The organism is Photobacterium jeanii (genome assembly GCF_001650345.1).
In the GTDB taxonomy this organism is placed as follows: domain Bacteria; phylum Pseudomonadota; class Gammaproteobacteria; order Enterobacterales; family Vibrionaceae; genus Photobacterium; species Photobacterium jeanii.
In genome coordinates this window covers 319,279-338,667 of sequence record NZ_LVHF01000028.1, presented here as the reverse complement: position 1 = coordinate 338,667, position 19,389 = coordinate 319,279, and the positions used below count along the sequence as shown (strand labels likewise).

Sequence of the window (19,389 nt, the reverse complement as noted above, 5' to 3'; positions counted from 1 at the left end):
GAAATTGAACAAATCTAATGATTGAACTTAAGCACCTTAGGACACTTACAGTGCTTCGCGATACAGGATCACTCACGGCAACGGCAAACACCTTGTGTCTGACTCAATCTGCGTTATCGCATCAACTTAAAGATCTTGAGCAGCGATTAGGCGGACAACTTTTTCTGCGCAAAACTCGTCCGGTACGCTTCACTCCTGAAGGTGAGATTCTGTTAAAGCTTGCTGATGAAATATTCCCGCGTATCACCAAAGCTGAACATGAATTGGCGAATCTAAAAGAAGATGCCAATGGTCGACTGCATATGGCAATCGAATGTCACTCATGCTTTCAGTGGTTGATGCCAGCACTAAAGGAATATCAAATTCATTGGCCTTCAGTCACGCTTGATTTCTCGTCTGGCTTTGGCTTCGAGCCTCTCCCCGCACTAACGGCTGGCGAGTTAGATTTGGTGATCACATCTGATATTCAGCCACGTTCCGAAGTGCATTACGAACCACTGTTTGATTTTGAAATGCGCCTTGTGGTGTCACCTCAATCACCACTAGCCGAAAAAAGTATTATCACACCGCAAGATCTCAGCGATCAGACCATGCTGAGCTATCCCGTGCAGAAGAACCGCTTAGATGTGGTTAAACATTTCCTGCAACCCGCTAACGTCGAACCTAACAAGTGGAAGCAAGCCGACAACACCCTGATGCTGGTACAAATGGTTTCAGCCGACCTTGGCGTTGCCGCATTACCAAATTGGGCTATTCATGATTTTGCTCGCCAAGGACTGATTGTCAGCAAGCCTTTGGGTGATGGCTTATGGCGCCGTTTGTATGCCGGCATCCGTGCTTCAGAGCAACAACGTCACTATTTACAAGCATTCTTTGCTACCGCAAAACAGCAGTGCCAAACGCATCTGGAAGGGATTAGAGCCGCTTAATGGCTTAGAAATATCGAACACAAAGAAGCCAGCAAGGATGTGCTGGCTTCGTTAGATTAAAATGAGCGAAAACTTATTTAAACTGATTCGTGATTGGATCGTAATGAAAACCAAGTTGCTCCATTTTATCCATGAGATCTTCGCTCTCAAGTTCGTATCGGCTGGTTAATTCATCAACGGAATCACATTCAAGGCGTAGTTTTTCATTCACGATGCCAAGAACTATGTGTCCGTCCATTTTTAGTAAGTTATTGATCTCCATACATCCTCCACCACACATTGTGCTTCCACTATTAAGCTTAGTCAGGAATCACTCACACGCTAGATTTGGCTCATCAAAATGCGCAGCTAAGCATGGATGTAAGCACAGCGGTTCTATGCTTTTCTATGTACAAAAAAGCCAACCGAATCGGCTGGCTTCATTTGCACAAGTGCGTCAACACTTAGCGACTAGAATAAGCTCAGTTGAAGACCGCTAGAGACCACTAATAAGCAAAACGCCCCCACCAGCTGCCAACGGTTAACCGTTTTATTCAGTAACAAGTGACCCGCCCAAACAATCAAGGCGACAACCATCGCAATCAAAGCACCAATCAGCGGTGTGGTGATTGCAGCCAATGCCGCTTCATCAAATTGGCTGAGGAACCAAAGCAAAAACGGTAGTGAAAGAATCGCGCCAGCGAAACCACCAAAAGGCAGCAGACGGTGGAAAGCTTGTAGACGAGTTCGCGCTTGAGTCAGCATCACGTGTGCTAATAATGCGCCCAACGTGCCACCTAAAGTCAGGCTGAGCCCTGCCAAAGGAAGATTAGCGCGCAGTGCCACAGAGACCCATGCCAATGCCGCCAAACCATTCGCAATCGTCAGCATGTTTAGAGGACCTGCATCGCGTGTTTTACCTGTTTTTACTTTTACTGTGAAGTAAGTCAGTGCTAACAAAGGTAATACCGCCAGAGGTAGTTGCACAATCACAAGTACCCAGCCAATCAGTAGCACTGGTAGGGTTTTATGGACTCGACCACGTTGCCCAGGGCAAATTTCACCCTTATTGAGCACCAAGGTAAGAATGAGCTGTGCTGCTAATAAAGCAGGAATTAAAAAGATAATGTAAGGCATCAGCATGCATCGCTTTCAGTATTAATAAGGCGCATGATTATAACGGCATCAATTCGATGAAACAAAGTCGACAGACATCACGTAATCAAGGTAATTCAGTATTTGCTTAATTAATAGGGATCAAGCTCACGGTGTTCCTATTCAATCTAGTGAATAATTCTATAAAAAATCGCATAACGCTAATAAACACACTAACAAGCACTTGCGAACATAATACTCACTAAGCCTTTGAGTTTTATTTAACAATCAGGCAAAAGTGATACCAAGGAAGCAGCCAAAAGGAAGTACCAGTCGTAATGACTATTCATGAGAACGTGCAACAACTCGTTCAGTCCGTTCGTCTTTATTTTCCCGATCTGTGGAGTACACGCACCCACAGTATTACTTTCCGCAACACGCGAGGTGGGTATTTACGCAGCCGATTAACCTTGCTCGGCATTGTCTGGGGCATCTTAATCGTTCTATGGATACCTTTTGATCTCTTTTTTCTACCACAAGATCAAGGTTACCCTATTGCCATTGCTCGGCTCTGTCTTGGTGGAATGTTGGCATTCATTGCTTGGCAGGCGCACTACCGCACCAAACTTAAACACGCGCAACAGCTTATTACGCTCATGGTGCTGTGTTTAAACATCTTTTATATCTACAGTATTTCGGTACTAGATTTCCCACAAGTCTACAGCGGCTTTATCTACGGCTATACCCTACTGCCGATTATCCACGTCGCGATTTTGACTATCTTTCCTATTACGTTGAAAGAAAATTTAGGCTTAATGGCAATCACTGCCTGCTGCCAAATCGGGGTCGATATCTTAGCGAACCGATTACTCTCCCCTGAAAACCTAGCAGGTTACTGGCTACAAAACGTATTAGCGCTGATGGTGATTTGGTCGCAACAATCTAAGCTCTATATGCTGATGCGCTTGTACCGCCAAGCCACGCTTGACCCGTTAACGGGCATATATAACCGCCGCATGCTGTTGCAACTCGCCCAAAAAGCGATGGAGAATTGCGAGCAAGAAAAACAACCTTTCACCGTACTGTTATTCGATATTGATAAATTCAAGCGCGTGAACGACACATGGGGGCACGGCGCCGGAGACATGGTGTTGCGTGGATTTACCCAATTTATCCAATCGCGGATCCGCAAAACCGATCTCTTTGGTCGCTATGGCGGTGAAGAGTTTGTGTTATTCCTACCGAATTGCGATCACCAACAAGCCATTGAGATCGCTGAGCGTACTTTACAATCACTCCGCAGCCTTAAGATTGCGATTGAAATCGATAATGCCCATTTGATGATCACCTCATCCATCGGCATTAGTAGTTTTACCCACGGCGACAGCCTGTCATCCCTCATTGATAGAGCAGACCGCGCCCTATACGAATGCAAAGATGCTGGACGCAATTGCTATCGCTACCATGCTTTAGGTCAGCTTCACCATCATACCGAGCGCAGACGAAAAATAGCCTAGCTCTCCAAGCTTCACTTGTGAGCACAACAGGCGGTCATGTTCATCAAACGAAAATATCGATCGCCCACATGGTTTCATTTCGACAGTTATAGATACAGATGGCTGTACAATCGGGCTTCATTCTATGGCTTAAACGCGCAATATTTCCTTTTCCTCCTCTTTGATAGCTGCGCCGACCGTAAAGTTAGTGCATTTTTTATGCAGAAAATGCAATTTCACGCACAAAGCAATGAACAAGTCTTATTCACTTCGCTCAAAATACCGCAAAACCAATACGCTCAACGTCACATAAGGCGCGAACGAATGCTCGTTCGCTCATTAATGTGTAATAGATCAAATAATACCCGCATAAAAAGTGGCATATTTACCCTATCAAATGGACTTTGACCCTCTCCTACGCGGCAAATTCCTTTTTTATACATTGGTCAAATGTGGCAATTACAAAAATAAGCGAAAACGAGCATGACTACTTGGTATGAAACAGACGTTGTCATTATTGGCGGTGGCGCAACAGGTACAGGCATTATGCGTGACTGTGCTTTGCGTGGTATTCCGTGCATCTTGATTGAACGTGATGATTTAGCTTCTGGCACCACAGGTCGTAACCACGGCTTATTGCACTCGGGTGCTCGCTACGCGGTAACGGACGAAGAATCCGCTCGCGAATGTATTCAAGAAAACCGAATCCTAAAAAACATTGCACGTCACTGTGTTGAAGACACGCAAGGGCTGTTCATCTCTCTACCTGAAGACGATTTAGATTTTCAGAAAAACTTTATTGAAGCCTGTACCCGTGCCGACATTGATGTGGAACAACTCTCACCACAAGATGCCCTACGTCTTGAGCCAAACTGTAACCCGAACCTCATTGGCGCGGTAAAAGTACCTGACGGTACATTGGACCCTTTCCGTTTGGCTTCTTCAAACGTGCTGGATGCGACCGAACGTGGTGCTCGCTTATTTAACCACACCATGGTCACAGGCTTGATCCGTGATGGTCATACCGTAAAAGGGGTGCACTGTTTAAATACCAGCACCGGCGAAAGCTTTGATATTTACGCGAAGCAGGTGGTCAATGCCGCTGGGATCTGGGGTCAACAAATCTGTGAATACGGCGATCTAAATATCAAGATGTTCCCAGCTAAAGGATCGCTGCTGATCTTGGATTACCGCATTAACAACTTGGTGATCAACCGCTGTCGTAAACCTTCGGATGCCGACATCTTAGTTCCTGGCGATACCATTTCGCTCATTGGTACCACTTCCGAGCGCATTGATTACGACAAGATCGACGATCTCCATGTCTCCAGCAAAGAAATCGACGTGTTGCTTGAAGAAGGCACCAAGCTAGCGCCAATCATGGCAAACACACGTGTACTTCGTGCTTACGCCGGTGTCCGCCCACTGGTTGCCGTCGATGGTGACACCAGTGGTCGTAACATTAGCCGCGGTATCGTATTGCTCGACCACGCTGAGCGCGATGGCATGGACGGCTTTGTGACTATCACTGGCGGTAAATTAATGACCTACCGCATGATGGCGGAATGGGCAACCGACTTAGTGGCGAAGAAACTCGGTAACACCACGCCATGTACCACACATGAAGTGCCTCTTCCGGGCTCAGAACAAGCACCGAAAAAAGCACAAAAAACCGCGAGCCTTGCTAAACCGATTTATCAATCAGCTTACTACCGTCACGGCGAACGCGCTGAGAAGTTCTTAAAGAACGATAAGAAAAGCCAAGCGGTGATTTGTGAATGTGAAATGGTGACCAGTGGCGAAGTGGAATACGCCATTAAAGACCTAAATGTTCATAACCTAGTAGATTTACGCCGTCGTACTCGCGTGGGCATGGGGCCTTGTCAGGGTGAACTTTGTTCTTACCGCGCGGCAGGTTTGTTTTCAGAATACGGACAAACGACAGGCAACCAATCAAGCCACCTACTGACTGAATTCTTGGAAGAACGCTGGAAAGGGATCAAACCTGTTTTCTGGGGTGATGCACTGCGTGAAGGCGAATTCACTTACTGGATCTACGAAGGTCTATTTGGTGCCAGTGATATTCCGAATGATATCCCAACTCAAGCTGAATCTAACGCGCAGCAAACACTGCCACAAGAAAAAGAACAACAAGCGCAAAGTGAGGTTGCACAATGAAATATGACAGCATCATCATCGGTGGCGGTGTCGCAGGGTTAAGCTGTGCGATCCGCTGTGCCGAAGCTGGATTGAAAACCGCGGTGATTGCCGCAGGTCAAAGTGCGCTGCACTTCTCATCTGGCTCTATCGATTTACTCAGCCGCCTACCTGACGGTGAGTTGGTTACTCATCCTTTTGCTGCGTTTGATGCCCTACAACAACAAGCGCCACAACACCCGTACAGCAAGCTAGGCCAAGTGCCGGTAACAACGGCTCTGAACTGGTATCAGCACATGATGAGCGACTGCGGGGTTGAGTTAACCGCACAACCAGAAGCGATGAACCATTTGCGTTTGACGCCAATGGGCACCTTCCGTGCAACTTGGCTATCGCAACAAACCGTGCATCAGTATCCAATGTATTCGCCGCAACAAGGCTTATCCCGCATTGCGCTGGTCACTCTTGATGGCTTCCGTGATTTCCAGCCTGAACTTACCGCCGATAACCTAAGTAAACTGCCGCAGTTTTCTGAGGTAGAAATCAAAACAGCCGCAGTTGAATTACCTGATTTTGAAATCATGCAACGTAACCCATGTGAATTCCGCTCGATTGATATTTCACGTGTATTACGTGATGAGCGCAAACTGCATGCATTTGCTAAATCCATGATCCAAAAAGTCGGCAAAGCTGATTTAGTGGTACTGCCATCTGTATTTGGTAACGGTGACGGCGCAGCAACCATCAAGTTATTGGAAGGCCTCACTGGCTTTACGATTTGCGAATTGCCAACTATGCCACCATCACTACTAGGTATTCGCTTAGAAGAAGCAATGAAATCACGCTTTAAATCACTCGGCGGCTTGTTACTAAGTGGTGATGAGGTACAAAAAGGCGAATTTGAAAACGGTCGTTTAACCAAAATCTACACCCGTAATCACAGAGACATGCCATTAGTTGCCGATCACTATCTACTCGCGACAGGCAGCTTCTTTAGCCACGGTATGCAAGCACAACGCAATAGTGTTCGCGAACCGATTTTCGATCTAGATTTAGCGGATATCGCACACCGTGATCACTGGTATCAAGAGGCTTTCTTTAGTGAGCAAGCACACCCATTCATGAAAATGGGCGTGAAAACCAGCAACCAGCTGCGCCCTACCCTTAAAGGTGAAGAAATTCAAAACCTTTACTGCGCTGGTGCTCTGCTCGCTCACTATGATCCGGTTACCGAAGGTTGTGGCAGTGGCGTTGCAATTAGCACAGGTCACTTCGTCGCAGAACAAATGATTGCCGCTCATAACGCGCAACCAATGGCTTCAACACAAAAACAAGAAAGGACATTCGCATGAGCCTTCCAAAAAAAGACACTAGCTTTGATCAATGCATCAAATGCACCGTTTGTACTGTCTACTGCCCAGTAGCCAAAGCAAACCCACAATACCCAGGTCCAAAACAATGTGGGCCTGATGGCGAACGCCTACGAATGAAAAGCCCTGAGTTTTATGATGAAACACTAAAGCTTTGTACTAACTGTAAGCGTTGTGAAACTGCTTGTCCGTCTGGTGTAAAAATCGGTGATTTAATTGCTGTAGCTCGTGATGAGCACGCAAAAATGCCGCTTAATATCAAAACCATTCGTGACTTTGTACTAAGCCATACCGACTTAATGGGCTCTGTTGCAACACCCTTTGCGCCAATCGTAAATGCTGTCACTGGGTTAAAACCCGTGAAAAAAGCCATGCACCACACCATTGGTGTTCATGACCACAAATCACTACCAAAATACTCGCACGGCACATTCCGTCGCTGGTATAAGCAAAACTGCACCAGCCAAGCGCTGTACCCGAAACAAATTCACTATTTCCACGGTTGTTATGTCAATTACAACAATCCGGATCTAGGAAAAGACTTTGTCAAAGTCATGAATGCAATGAGCTATGGCGTGCAATTGCTTGATAAAGAAAAATGCTGCGGCGTGCCTTTGATTGCGAATGGCTTTTTCGACAAAGCAAAGAAAAACGCGCAATTGAATGTGAAGAAGTTTGCGGAAGCGATTGAAAAATACGATGCGCCTATCGTTTCAACGTCATCAACTTGTTCTTTCACTCTGCGTGAAGAGTATCCACACGTATTAAAAGTGGATAACAGCAAAGTAGCGAATAACATCGAATACGTAACGCGCTTCTTGCTTAAAGCCTTCATGAACGGCGATATGCCGAAGATGAAACCTATCAACAAAAAAGTGGTTTATCACACTCCTTGTCACCTTGAGCGCACAGGCGGTAGCTTATACACCATTGAGCTACTCAAGATGATCCCAGGGCTTGAAGTGGAAGTATTAGATAGTCAATGTTGTGGCTTGGCTGGTACTTACGGCTTTAAAACCGAAAACTACGATACGTCTATGGCAATCGGTGAAAGCTTGTTTAAACAAATTCGACAATCAAATGCAGATTTCGCTATCACTGACTGCGAAACCTGTAAGTGGCAGATTGAGGAAAATACCCAACTAGAAACCATTCATCCAGTATCCCTCCTGGCAATGGCTTTAGCGTAGGCTTGCACGTTTAGCTTATTTCTTAGCTTTAACGGGTATTAGTTCCCTCTATGGGTCGTCTCTCTCACCTTACACATGGCTTGTGTTTTCTCGATGACGACCCTTTTTTGAGCCTTATTGCTTAATGTTTGTTTGCTACTCACGCTTGATTTGCTGGCATTTATGGCGTCATTTTCGTCATCACGCTACTCGCTTGCTGATCATAACTGCGTAAGCGATAGCAAAGCCAAAACAGTAATCCATATAAAGCCATACCACCGAGCAATACCCCTTGCCATCCACCATGCTGCCAACAAGCAATTAAGTAAAATCCACCGACACTTCCACCCACATAGTAATGCACCAAATACAACGCAGTTGCCGTTGCTTTTGCAGTTTTGGCCTCACGGCTCACCCATGCATACGCCAAAGAGTGGGTAAAAAACGCACCAGAGCTTATCAATAACAACCCCGCTAGCATGACCATCAAGGATTCATAAGCTGCAATCCACAATCCCAGCATACTAATGACACTGCCCACGATCATCCCTGTAACAGGTGAGAAGTGCAGGCTCCACTTACCGCTGAGCTTGGCAGTCACTGTACCGCTTAAATAGCAGAGGAAAATGAGCGAGGTAATACTCACGGGTAACGAATACGGTGGCGCTACCATGCGAAATCCCATTACCGAGTACAAATTAACGAACAAGGCAAAGTTAATTCCACCAACGAGCATTGCCAGCCATAGCGTCGGGTTACGAAGGTGTTGAACAATAGCACGGTGCTGCGCGCGTAGGTGCCCAATCTTGCTAGGTATTGTATCCACGCTACGGTAAGAAGAATCTGCGTGGCTTGTGGAATATTCTTGTTTAGAGTCATGGGCTATCACAGGCGAAAAATGTTGGGGTTTAGGCAACCAGAGATAGACCAAACAAGCGCCAATAAAGCTAAAGATAGCCATGCCGACAACAGCGACTTGCCAGCTCCAAAGCTCAGTCACTAACCCGCCATATAAGCGCCCCGCTATTCCACCAAGCGAGTTAGCGCTAATGTAAGTACCTACCGCCAACATCAAGGCTTTGCTCGTAAACTCTTCCGCCATGTACGCAACCGCAACCGCAGCAAACCCTGCTAAGGCCACACCCATCGCGGCACGGGCTAACGACAACATCAATAATGAATCTGCCGCTAACATCAGTAAGCCTACACAAGGTAACAAAAACAAACTCACCAACATGATGCGATAACGCCCAAGAGTTTCAGACGCTATAGCCCAAGGCACTAAGCTCAGTGCCAAGCTAAATGTTCCGGCGGCTAACAACCAATTCACTTTGGTCGCACTCACCCCAAAGTGCGAGGCCATTACAGGCAATAACGGTTGGAACAAGTACAAATTACAAAACACCAAGAATGAACCCAACGCGAGGGCAACGGTTGCTTTGCGGTATGAGGGCGTACCTTGTTCTATCATGCTTGTTCCTACTTCATAGGCTATGTGGGGCGATTAAGTGGATGTATGGTGCTCATGCAATTTACTCAAAAGAGAGTTAGTGATGATTCGCTTAAGCTCACGGCAAAACTCTAGCAGTGGCACTACAATAATGAAAATATATTGAAATTATCATTGCTATAAATAAAAGATATGGACAGTCGTCAGCTTTATTACTTCGTGACTCTGGCTGAAATTGGCAACTTCACCCATGCAGCGAAACAGCTGCATATTGCACAACCAGCCTTGAGCATTGCGATCAAGAAACTCGAAAACAGCCTAGAGCTGGATTTGTTCCATCGTAACGATCGTAAAATAAGCTTAACGCCTGAAGGAGAAACCCTGCTGCCCCATGCACAGCGCGTGTTGCAGCAAATCAACGATGCCAAGGTTGCAATGGCGGAATTGAAAGGATTAGAAAAAGGGGAAGTTCGCCTTGGCGTGCCTAGTATGCTCGGCTCTTACTTCTTTCCCGAGATCTTAATGGGGTTTAAAAGTCGTTATCCAAATTTGAAATTGACTATGGTGGAAGCTGGAACTCAATCCATCCGCAGCATGCTGATCAATGGCGAGCTCGATCTGGGGGTGATCATTAATGACGATGTACCCGCATCTCTTGAGGCTGAGCACTTACTACGCTCACAAATGGTTGCTGTGGTCAGTAAGTCACATCCACTCGGCACGCATCGCACTATCGATTTTGAAACCTTTTTCGCCCAAGAATTAGTGATGTTCAAAAAAGGGTATTTTCATCGTGAGTTTATTGATCATGTCTGCGAACAATACCAGCTCATACCCCATATCTCGTTTGAAACCAATTTACTCCCTATGATTTTAAATATCGTGCGACGAGACTTCGCGATCACCGCGCTGCTGGAAATGGTGACGGAGCATGAAGCAGGAGTAAAAGCCATCCCATTTGCACAACCCGTATTTTTAGATATTGCGATTGCATGGCGAAAAGACGGGTATTTGTCGCGCGCTGATCGAGCCTTCAAAGAATATGTAAAAAAGTGTTGCCCATAAAAAATGCGATAGTTGTTTAATTTAACATCACATCAGTGTCACACTTCACATCGAGAGCTAACGCTATGCTTAACAAAGCATAGCAAAGTGGACATTTTAAAATACCTTTTTAATCTCTTATTTACTTCAAATGCAACAAATTTCATCATTCCTGCAGCACAAATTTAACAGCCTACAAAATATTATGTTTTAGATCATAAGAACATCCGATCAGTGTCGTGTCACCTCCTCTTTTTGGGTACATTCCTCTACATAATGTGTAAGAAATAAATACAAATACTCACACGTTTTACATTTTAAATTTTTTATTTGTAGTTTTAAGAGGACATTTCCATGTTGGAGTTAATCATTGGTCTTCTGGTTGCAGCAGGTGTCGGTCGGTACATCTTCAAAGGATACACAGCAACTGGAGTGCTTTTAACGGGTGGTATTATCTTACTGGCGATCACCGCCGCATTAGGTAAAGACGTATTACCATCAAGCGTAACATCGACAGGTAACGCTGTTACTGATGTGTTTGAATACATCAAGTACCTACTCATGTATCGTGCTGGTGGTCTTGGCATGATGATCATGATGCTATGTGGTTTTGCAGCCTACATGACCAAAATTGGCGCAAACGACATGGTAGTGAAAATGGCGTCTAAGCCACTTCGCTTTATCAAATCACCTTACGTTCTAATGGTTGCGACTTACTTTGTGGCTTGCTTAATGTCACTAGCCGTTTCTTCAGCAACGGGTCTGGGCGTATTACTGATGGCAACCCTATTCCCTCTAATGGTGAACATGGGTATCAGCCGTGGCGCTGCTGCTGCAATCTGTGCATCACCAGCGGCAATCATCCTTTCACCAACGTCTGGTGACGTGGTAGTTGCTGCTGAATCAGCGGGCATGGAACTGATTGATTTTGCATTTAAAACAACACTGCCAATCTCTATCGTTGCCATTATCGGTATGGCTGTAGCGCACTTCTTCTGGCAGCGCTACCTTGATGACAAGCAAGGTGTTGAGCACGAACGTCTAGACGTATCAGAGCTAGAAGTTAATGCACCTAAGTTCTTCTGCATTCTACCTTTCACACCAATCATCGGTGTATTGCTGTTCAGTGGTAAAATTCTACCTCAGCTTCACATTGTAACGATTCTAGTAATTTGTATGTTCCTTGCAGCGATGATCGAGCTGATTCGTCACCGTGAATCAAGCAAAGTATTTGAAGGCTTAGATGCTGCATACAAAGGCATGGCAGATGCATTCTCTGGCGTGGTAATGCTACTGATCGCGGCAGGTGTTTTTGCGCAAGGTCTTAAGTCTGTAGGCTTTATTGATAACCTACTACACCTAGCAGAAGTGGCTGGTGCTGGCGGTATCTTCCTAATGATCCTACTGGTTGCTATCACTGCCATCGCAGCGGTTACAACAGGTTCTGGTAACGCACCTTTCTACGCATTCGTTGAGCTTATTCCAAGCCTTGCAGCGAAAATGGGTCTAAACCCAGCTTACCTAGTTATCCCTATGCTACAAGCATCGAACCTGGGTCGTACTATCTCACCTGTATCTGGTGTGGTTGTAGCCTGTTCGGGTATGGCGAAACTATCACCGTTTGAAGTGGTGAAACGTACTTCTGTGCCTGTGTTCGTTGGCCTATTCATCGTGATTGTCGCCACACAAATTATGGTTCCAGCATAACCGCGAGCCGTGTTAGCACAATAAAGCGATTTAAGCGTAAACTTATTACCACCCAAGCCCGCATTCAATGCGGGCTTGCTTTATACTAAAACCAACACTTTCCCTATTCCCAAATGGGAACCCTCACCCCTACTAATGAGTAATTTATGATTATGTGGTTTATTTCCTATAATCACCATCGCTTCATTTAGATAAGCACTCACTAGCATATTTTTATACTACCAAGCAGTCTTTATGACAGAAAACTTGGACCATTCCACTATTGCCTAATTATGTAATCTCGCTTGTATAGAAAAGTTACCTAAAGTTAGACAAGGAGCAAAAGAATAAGGAAATAGTTATGCGTAAACATCGTCACACCACCAACAACGAAGTTTACTTAAAGACAGACGCCCAGCTCGTTACCACAACCGACTTACAAGGTGTGATCACTTACGCTAACGACGAATTTGTAGAAATCAGCGGCTATAGCGAACAAGAGTTAGTCGGTCAGCATCATAATATTATTCGTCACCCAGAGATGCCTCGCCAAGCCTTTGCCGACTTATGGCAGCACCTTAAGCAGCAACAAGCATGGCGAGGTATAGTGAAGAACTGCTGCAAAGACGGCAGTTATTACTGGGTCGATGCTTATGTCACTCCCCTATATGAAAATAACCAAGTGTGCGGCTACCAGTCGGTCAGACGAAAGCCCACCCAAGCGATGATCAGTAAAGCCAATGAGGTGTATAGCAAACTCAATCAGCAGAAGAATCCCTACCGTTTTACGTTATCGGTCACCGCTAAGATGGGAATTGCGGGAATCGTTACTGCTGCAGCCATGTTGTTTACACACTTTTACCTGCACGATTATGCGGCACTTGCCGCTGTGATCCCTTTACTCTTTTTCATTACGCTTTATCGCCAAGAGATCTTTGTCGCGCCACGCTTCTTCCAACAACTTAATCAAGACTACGATAGCCTAACTCGTATTATTTATAGTGATGACGAACTAGTCTCGATTGCTGATTTCCACCTCAAACTCAATGACGCCCGTAACAAAACAGTGCTTGGGCGCGTGGATGATGCCGCCACCAGCCTAAACCTAATGGCAAGCCAGCTAAACGAACATACTAATCAAGCACAAGCGTCCATTAGCGCTCAAGACCAAGAAACACAGCAAGTGGCAACCTCCATCACTGAGCTCTCAGCAGTAGCAACGGAAATCGCTCAAAATACCCAACAAACCGCGGATAAAGTGGCATCGGCTCAGCAACAATGTAGCCACACCACAGATATCTTGCGCACAACCCAAGACAACATGAACGCGCTCGCCCTGGAGACAGAACAATCAGCCCAGACTGCGCAATCGCTGGTGAAAGTCTCGGATCAAATCGAAGCCATGATGAATGAGATCCAAGGGATTGCAGAGCAAACCAATTTGCTAGCATTAAATGCCGCGATTGAAGCAGCACGAGCAGGCGATCAAGGGCGTGGTTTTGCGGTTGTCGCTGACGAAGTGCGAGCACTATCTCAACGCACGCATGGTACAACGGAAAATATTCAGCACAGTATCGAAAACATCCATACCACACTGACCGAATGGCAAAGCCGTAGCCAGCAAAGCATTGAAAATACACAACAATGCGTTGCCTTCACCAACAGTACCGCAGAAAGTATCCAACAAGTGGTCGGAATGGTGGATGAAATCGCTGAAATCTCCCAACAAATTGCCACCGCAGCGGAAGAGCAAGGCGCTGTCGCCAACGAAATTAGCAACAACATTCACAAGATTTCAGATTCTTCAGGCGAGAACTTAGCCTTAGTAGAACAAATGAGGCACGCCAGCCAAGAGGTACAAACTAGCGTTAATGCGCTATCAGGATTAAGTAAGTCGTTTGGCTAAAGCTGTTTCCTAAGCCCCACCAGAGCATGCTCAGAGAATTGTGCAAATAGATATAAATAAGGGAGAAGCTAAGCTTCTCCCTTATCGTCTACGCGCTAAATCCGTCGCTGGATGTATCCTTCCGCAATTCCGTTGCTCACTAAGTCGACCGATTCCACTACATGAGCGATAGATGATACATACACCAGCACAGTAGTAACCGTAGCAATAGCAAACTGCTGACACTTCACTAACGTCGACTCAGGGATACGACCTGTTTTAACCAAATAGATTAAAACAACCCACTTGAGTAATGAAAAAATAGTATACATAGAGCGTCTGATAGAATTAGTAGCACTGACTATGCTAACGCAAACGATTGGGGATATAAACACCCATCAGGCAAACAAATAAATCAACCACTCAAATCACTCAGATTAATACTGACAAGCGACCGCTAACACTAAGATAAAACAAACCTTTAAGGTGATGACAATATCAATCACTCTTAAACCAGACGAACGTAGCGTAATCATGACTCCCATTACAATAACCTCCTCCCCTATATTCCATTTGGGTGTCATTACTTTGATAAATCCTCTACGGCTTTATCAAACTTACAAAACGTACATTTTACAGAATGAGGGACCGTATACAACACCATCTCGTTGTTCTGTTATTTAATTCTCTTAAATTTAAAACTACCAATTGGGAGAGAATTACTCGCATTAATACCATTATCAAAATCGGTATCAGCTCGATCGGTCGAAAGTCTTGTAATTGGTTCTTGTGGCGAAGTAACTAAGTTTGCAGAGTTAAATACAGTGCCACTATCACTACCCGCATCATAAGAAATTGCATCAAGTTCAGTTTCATCGACCCACTGCCCATTTGTAAATAATGGAACACTATTTACACCTGTAAACCAGTCTGGACTTGGGGCTATCATAGTTACTACTGTTGCTAGAGGGTGCTCCTGCGATATATTAAAAGTTACAGTAACAGAAGTTGACGACGCTGGTACCCCATTTCCATCAATTGTAGAGTGGGCATTTCCTTTATTTTGCTGCTCTTCAATTTCGGTCTTTAATATTGTTTTTGAACCCGTTTCAGCCATACTCACAACACCAGGAGAGGCAAGCTGTCCGACCTCATAAAGTTTAATATCACTGTTATGAGTTAAACCAATTAAGCCAGAAAAATGTCTATCATTCGGAAAATTAGTTGGGAAATTAGCTGCATTCCAATTTGTGGTAAAAGTAAGTTCATAAACTGCATCAGAGTCAGGAACAACTGGGCTAGGATTATCATCTCCGTCACTACCACCGCAAGCACTTAAAATAAATGCAAAAAAACTCAAAACAATCAATTTAAACACATTCATAAATTACACTCCTTCGACATCCATCAACTAAGAGACCCAGCTCATAGAAGAAAATTTCATCAAGTTTACTGCTTTCTAAATTCATAGATGCAATTCTCATCATTGTCATAACCAAAATTAACTAACTTATACTCAAACCAACTACAATTATCGGCACGACTAGCCACTGATATAGCTTGCCGCTATAATTCCCGCCTCAGAAAATAGAGGTCTACGTATGCAAACCAAAGTTACACCTATCAATAGCTATCCAAAGTACTGGGCAGAGTGCTATGGAACTGCACCATTTTTGCCGACAACCCGTAAAGAAATGGACGCACTGGGCTGGGATAGCTGCGACATCATTCTGGTTACTGGTGATGCATACGTAGACCACCCAAGCTTTGGTATGGCGATTATCGGCCGTTTGCTTGAGTCACAAGGTTTCCGTGTCGGCATCATTGCCCAGCCTAAGTGGGATAATAAAGATGCTTTCATGTCGCTTGGTAAACCGAATCTGTTTTTCGGTGTAACTGCGGGCAACATGGACTCCATGATCAACCGTTACACTGCTGACCGTAAGCTACGTCACGACGATGCGTACACCCCAAACAACGAAGGCGGTAAGCGCCCAGACCGTGCTGTGCTGGTGTATTCACAACGTTGTCGTGAAGCTTATAAAGACGTGCCTATCGTATTGGGTGGTATTGAAGCCAGCCTTCGTCGGCTAGCACACTACGATTACTGGTCGGATAAAGTGCGCCGCTCAGTGCTCATGGATGCCAAGGCTGATATTTTACTATTTGGTAATGCCGAGCGTGCGCTAGTTGAAGTGGCACACAGCTTAGCCAATGGTCAAAGCCTTGAAGAAATGCAATTTATCGCAGGTACTGCGGTAATGATGCGTGAGCTACCAGCAGGCTACAAAGAAATCGACTCGAGCCGTATTGAAAAACCGGGTCGCGCGATGCCAATGCCAAACCCGTATGCGACTGAAGAGAACTGTGCAAGCAACAAGCAGGAGCAAGCTGCCGAACCTGCGCCTCAAGTGGTTCATGTACAACCATCACGTCATGACTCAAATACCACTGCGGTTCGCCTACCTTCTTACGAAAAATTACGTAATGACCGTATTTTGTACGCTCACGCAAGTCGCGTAATGCACCTTGAGACCAACCCACACTCTGCTCGTGCGCTTATTCAAAAGCACGGTGATCGTGAATTGTGGATCAACAAACCGCCAATCCCGCTAACCACAGAAGAGATGGACTTTGTATTCGGCCTACCGTTTGCTCGTGTTCCGCACCCTTCATACGGTAAAGCGAAAATCCCAGCTTACGACATGATCAAAACCTCAGTGAATATCATGCGTGGCTGTTTTGGCGGTTGTTCGTTCTGTTCTATCACAGAGCATGAAGGTCGTATTATTCAAAACCGCTCGCACGAATCGATCATCAACGAGCTTGAAGAAATCCGCGACAAGGTTCCCGGCTTCACTGGCACCATTTCAGATTTAGGTGGCCCAACGGCAAACATGTACCGTCTTGGCTGTTCTGATCCAAAAGCGGAAGCAAATTGTCGTCGCCCTGCATGTATCTACCCTGATATTTGTAAAAAGCTGAATACAGACCATAAACACACCATTGATCTGTACCGTAAAGCGCGTCAGGTTAAAGGGATCAAAAAGATCATGATCGCCTCAGGCGTTCGTTATGACCTTGCGATTGAATCGCCAGAATACATTCGTGAGTTAGTTACCCACCACGTTGGTGGTTACCTGAAGATCGCTCCTGAGCATACCGAGAAAGGTACGCTGGATCTGATGATGAAACCGGGTATGAGCAAGTATTACCGCTTTAAAGAGTTATTTGAGCAATACAACCGAGAAGCAGGCAAAAAACAATACTTGATCCCTTACTTCATCTCGGCGCACCCAGGTTCTACGGATGATGACATGTTGAACCTTGCGTTATGGTTGAAAGAAAACGACTTCCAGTGTGATCAGGTACAGAACTTCTACCCATCACCTATGTGTAACGCCACAGCGATGTACCACTCGGAAACTAACCCGTTGAAACGAGTGAAATACAAAAAGCGCGAAGACTTATTCGTGGCTAAAGGTGAGCGTCAACGTCGCTTACACAAAGCCCTGTTGCGTTACCACGACCCATTAAACTGGCCATTGATCCGCGAAGCGCTAATCGGCATGGGTAAAAAACATTTAATTGGTGATAAACCAAGCTGCCTAGTGCCGCATGAAGGCAGTGATGCTGAAATGACACCAGCACAGCGTCGAGGTTCTGGTCGTCACGGTGCTAAACGCTTTGCGACCAAGCACCCGAATCAACCTGATATTCGTAACGATGGTAAACGCCAAGCAGGCAAACCAAATGGTAAGCGTAAGCCTAATCAGGGTAGTAATTCAGGCTACCAAGCTAATGGCAATGGCAATGGCAATAACGGTAACGGCAAACGTAAACCAACTGGCAATAAAGCTGGCGATCGTGCGCAGCAAGGTGGCCAACGTGGAACAGGACAAGGTAAGCCATCCAATGGTAAACCGAGTACAGGTGGTCGCGGCAAGCCGCAAAACCGCAGTGGTAACAAGCCAAACCGCAGCCGTGCTCGCGCTTAATCAATACCATATTGGTTAGAGAATAAAACAAAGCCCGCCAAATTATTTGGCGGGCTTTATTATAAAACGAGCATCAAAAGACTTAACGAAAAAGCTCAGAGGCAATGAACAACAACGCCGCCCCACCGAGAATGGCTAACAGCCCTTTCACTATGGTCTTCTGTTGCTTTTCATCTAGAAATTTCACCGCCAGATAAGCTAAAAACAATAAAGCAATAATGACAGCAACTTTTACCATAGTGACCTCCAATCTTTAGGTCAGAACGACCTAAACCAACTATATCTCAAACACTTGGTAGTCTTTTAGTTGTGGGATCACTTTTTGCACTTCTTGTTCTTCTTCTGCGAGCGCTTTCATTGAATCACACAAATCATTGGCTTTGACAGCCATCTCACCAGAACGCGCTTGAATACGGGCTTGTAGGCGATCCTTTAGATCAGAAAACTTGGTTTGCAACTCGCTAAAGCTCATGTCTCCTTGCTTCATCTCCTCAGATAAAGCGGCAAACATTGCTGATGCCGACTCCATACTGACGTGCTTAAGTGCTTGTTCAAACTCAGTTCGCCAACTGGTATCAAGCTCATCAAACATATCTTTTGGCATGACAAATTCACCGTCAGGGTAGAACTTGTCATTGGCTTTTTGTGCATATTCATCGATTAACGTTTGTACTTTGGCAAACGCAGCTTTGGAATCAAAATCAGCCGAGACTTCATCCAACACGTCATTAGCAACACCGACACCATCTTTGGCTAGAGCTGCCATTTTTGGCAAATTCTCTTTTACCGCATTGGAGTAAGTTTCTACGGCTTGTTGCTGCATTTGGTTCAGATCAAGCTGCTTACCGTTTACAAAGACATTGTTATCTTCATCAATTAACAGCTTAGGTTGACCACTGTCATACACAGCAACCTGTTCACCAGCAATACGTACTTCGTGTTGAACATCGATAGGACATGTTTTTGCCTGCACCATAGTTGAGCCTAATGATGCCACCAAAACAGTTAAAGCAAGAAATGACTTTTTCATTCGCAATGAATAACCTTTACGACTAACTTGGCACTCACTATACCTTGAGCAGCAGCTAATACCAATTATGGCATGTTCGCTTACACGCATTCCCACGAATA

Annotated in this window: 16 protein-coding genes; 9 read left to right on the top strand and 7 right to left on the bottom strand. The window is 45.3% G+C overall.

Annotated features, from left to right (window positions below; genetic code table 11):
* Window positions 1-17 precede the first annotated feature (17 nt).
* Window positions 18-929: an HTH-type transcriptional regulator MetR gene (gene metR, locus A3K86_RS14480; protein ID WP_068332380.1), complete on the top strand. Its 912-nt coding sequence runs from the start codon at window positions 18-20 to the stop codon at window positions 927-929.
* Between the two features lie 73 nt (window positions 930-1,002).
* Here metR and A3K86_RS14475 read toward each other — a convergent pair whose 3' ends face one another.
* Together A3K86_RS14475 and A3K86_RS14470 are read right to left on the bottom strand one after the other, a co-directional pair.
* Window positions 1,003-1,191 carry a DUF4250 domain-containing protein gene (locus tag A3K86_RS14475; protein ID WP_068332377.1) on the bottom strand — a complete coding sequence of 63 codons (189 nt, stop codon included), beginning with the start codon at window positions 1,189-1,191 and terminating at the stop codon, window positions 1,003-1,005.
* Between the two features lie 188 nt (window positions 1,192-1,379).
* A complete protein-coding gene (locus tag A3K86_RS14470; protein ID WP_232322001.1) occupies window positions 1,380-2,045 on the bottom strand; it encodes a hypothetical protein in 666 nt (221 codons plus the stop codon).
* Window positions 2,046-2,341: 296 nt separating this feature from the next.
* Between A3K86_RS14470 and A3K86_RS14465 the strand changes: the two genes are divergently transcribed.
* From A3K86_RS14465 to glpC, 4 genes are all read left to right on the top strand, one after another.
* Window positions 2,342-3,520, top strand: a complete 1,179-nt coding sequence (locus A3K86_RS14465) for a GGDEF domain-containing protein (protein WP_068332372.1) — start codon at window positions 2,342-2,344, stop codon at window positions 3,518-3,520.
* 462 nt (window positions 3,521-3,982) lie between these two features.
* The gene (glpA, locus tag A3K86_RS14460; RefSeq protein ID WP_068332369.1) at window positions 3,983-5,677 is read left to right on the top strand and encodes an anaerobic glycerol-3-phosphate dehydrogenase subunit A; all 1,695 of its coding nucleotides are present in this window, start codon (window positions 3,983-3,985) and stop codon (window positions 5,675-5,677) included.
* A complete protein-coding gene (gene glpB, locus A3K86_RS14455) occupies window positions 5,674-7,008 on the top strand; it encodes a glycerol-3-phosphate dehydrogenase subunit GlpB (RefSeq protein WP_068332366.1) in 1,335 nt (444 codons plus the stop codon). The genes glpA and glpB overlap by 4 nt, the downstream gene beginning before the upstream one ends.
* Complete coding sequence (gene glpC / locus A3K86_RS14450) at window positions 7,005-8,216, top strand: anaerobic glycerol-3-phosphate dehydrogenase subunit GlpC (RefSeq protein WP_068332364.1); 1,212 nt, start codon at window positions 7,005-7,007, stop codon at window positions 8,214-8,216. The genes glpB and glpC overlap by 4 nt, the downstream gene beginning before the upstream one ends.
* 160 nt (window positions 8,217-8,376) lie before the next feature.
* Here the strand turns inward: glpC and A3K86_RS14445 are convergent, their stop codons facing one another.
* The gene (locus A3K86_RS14445) at window positions 8,377-9,666 is read right to left on the bottom strand and encodes an MFS transporter (protein WP_068332360.1); all 1,290 of its coding nucleotides are present in this window, start codon (window positions 9,664-9,666) and stop codon (window positions 8,377-8,379) included.
* Between the two features lie 171 nt (window positions 9,667-9,837).
* On the opposite strand from A3K86_RS14445, the gene A3K86_RS14440 reads away from it, so the two are divergent.
* The 3 genes from A3K86_RS14440 (at window position 9,838) to A3K86_RS14430 (ending at window position 14,281) form a co-directional block, all read left to right on the top strand.
* Window positions 9,838-10,710, top strand: coding sequence for a LysR family transcriptional regulator (locus A3K86_RS14440; RefSeq protein WP_068332356.1), 873 nt, complete (start codon window positions 9,838-9,840; stop codon window positions 10,708-10,710).
* Window positions 10,711-11,043: 333 nt separating this feature from the next.
* Window positions 11,044-12,396, top strand: coding sequence for an anaerobic C4-dicarboxylate transporter DcuC (dcuC, locus tag A3K86_RS14435; protein ID WP_068332354.1), 1,353 nt, complete (start codon window positions 11,044-11,046; stop codon window positions 12,394-12,396).
* 340 nt (window positions 12,397-12,736) lie between these two features.
* Entirely contained in the window at window positions 12,737-14,281 is a 1,545-nt protein-coding gene (locus A3K86_RS14430) for a methyl-accepting chemotaxis protein (RefSeq protein ID WP_068332352.1), read from the top strand.
* 95 nt (window positions 14,282-14,376) lie between these two features.
* Here the strand turns inward: A3K86_RS14430 and A3K86_RS22680 are convergent, their stop codons facing one another.
* Together A3K86_RS22680 and A3K86_RS14425 are read right to left on the bottom strand one after the other, a co-directional pair.
* The gene (locus tag A3K86_RS22680) at window positions 14,377-14,592 is read right to left on the bottom strand and encodes a hypothetical protein (protein ID WP_146145609.1); all 216 of its coding nucleotides are present in this window, start codon (window positions 14,590-14,592) and stop codon (window positions 14,377-14,379) included.
* A 344-nt stretch (window positions 14,593-14,936) separates the two neighbouring features.
* Window positions 14,937-15,644, bottom strand: a complete 708-nt coding sequence (locus tag A3K86_RS14425; RefSeq protein WP_068332350.1) for a spondin domain-containing protein — start codon at window positions 15,642-15,644, stop codon at window positions 14,937-14,939.
* A 217-nt stretch (window positions 15,645-15,861) separates the two neighbouring features.
* Here A3K86_RS14425 and A3K86_RS14420 point away from each other — a divergent pair, with 217 nt between their 5' ends.
* The gene (locus tag A3K86_RS14420; RefSeq protein ID WP_068332347.1) at window positions 15,862-18,258 is read left to right on the top strand and encodes a YgiQ family radical SAM protein; all 2,397 of its coding nucleotides are present in this window, start codon (window positions 15,862-15,864) and stop codon (window positions 18,256-18,258) included.
* Between the two features lie 82 nt (window positions 18,259-18,340).
* Here A3K86_RS14420 and A3K86_RS22840 read toward each other — a convergent pair whose 3' ends face one another.
* Window positions 18,341-18,496 (bottom strand): hypothetical protein, encoded by a 156-nt coding sequence (locus A3K86_RS22840; RefSeq protein WP_162844320.1) that lies wholly within the window; start codon window positions 18,494-18,496, stop codon window positions 18,341-18,343.
* Between the two features lie 39 nt (window positions 18,497-18,535).
* On the bottom strand, window positions 18,536-19,288 hold the full coding sequence (locus A3K86_RS14415; RefSeq protein ID WP_068332344.1) for a YggN family protein: 753 nt from the start codon (window positions 19,286-19,288) through the stop codon (window positions 18,536-18,538).
* Between the last annotated feature and the right edge of the window lie 101 nt (window positions 19,289-19,389).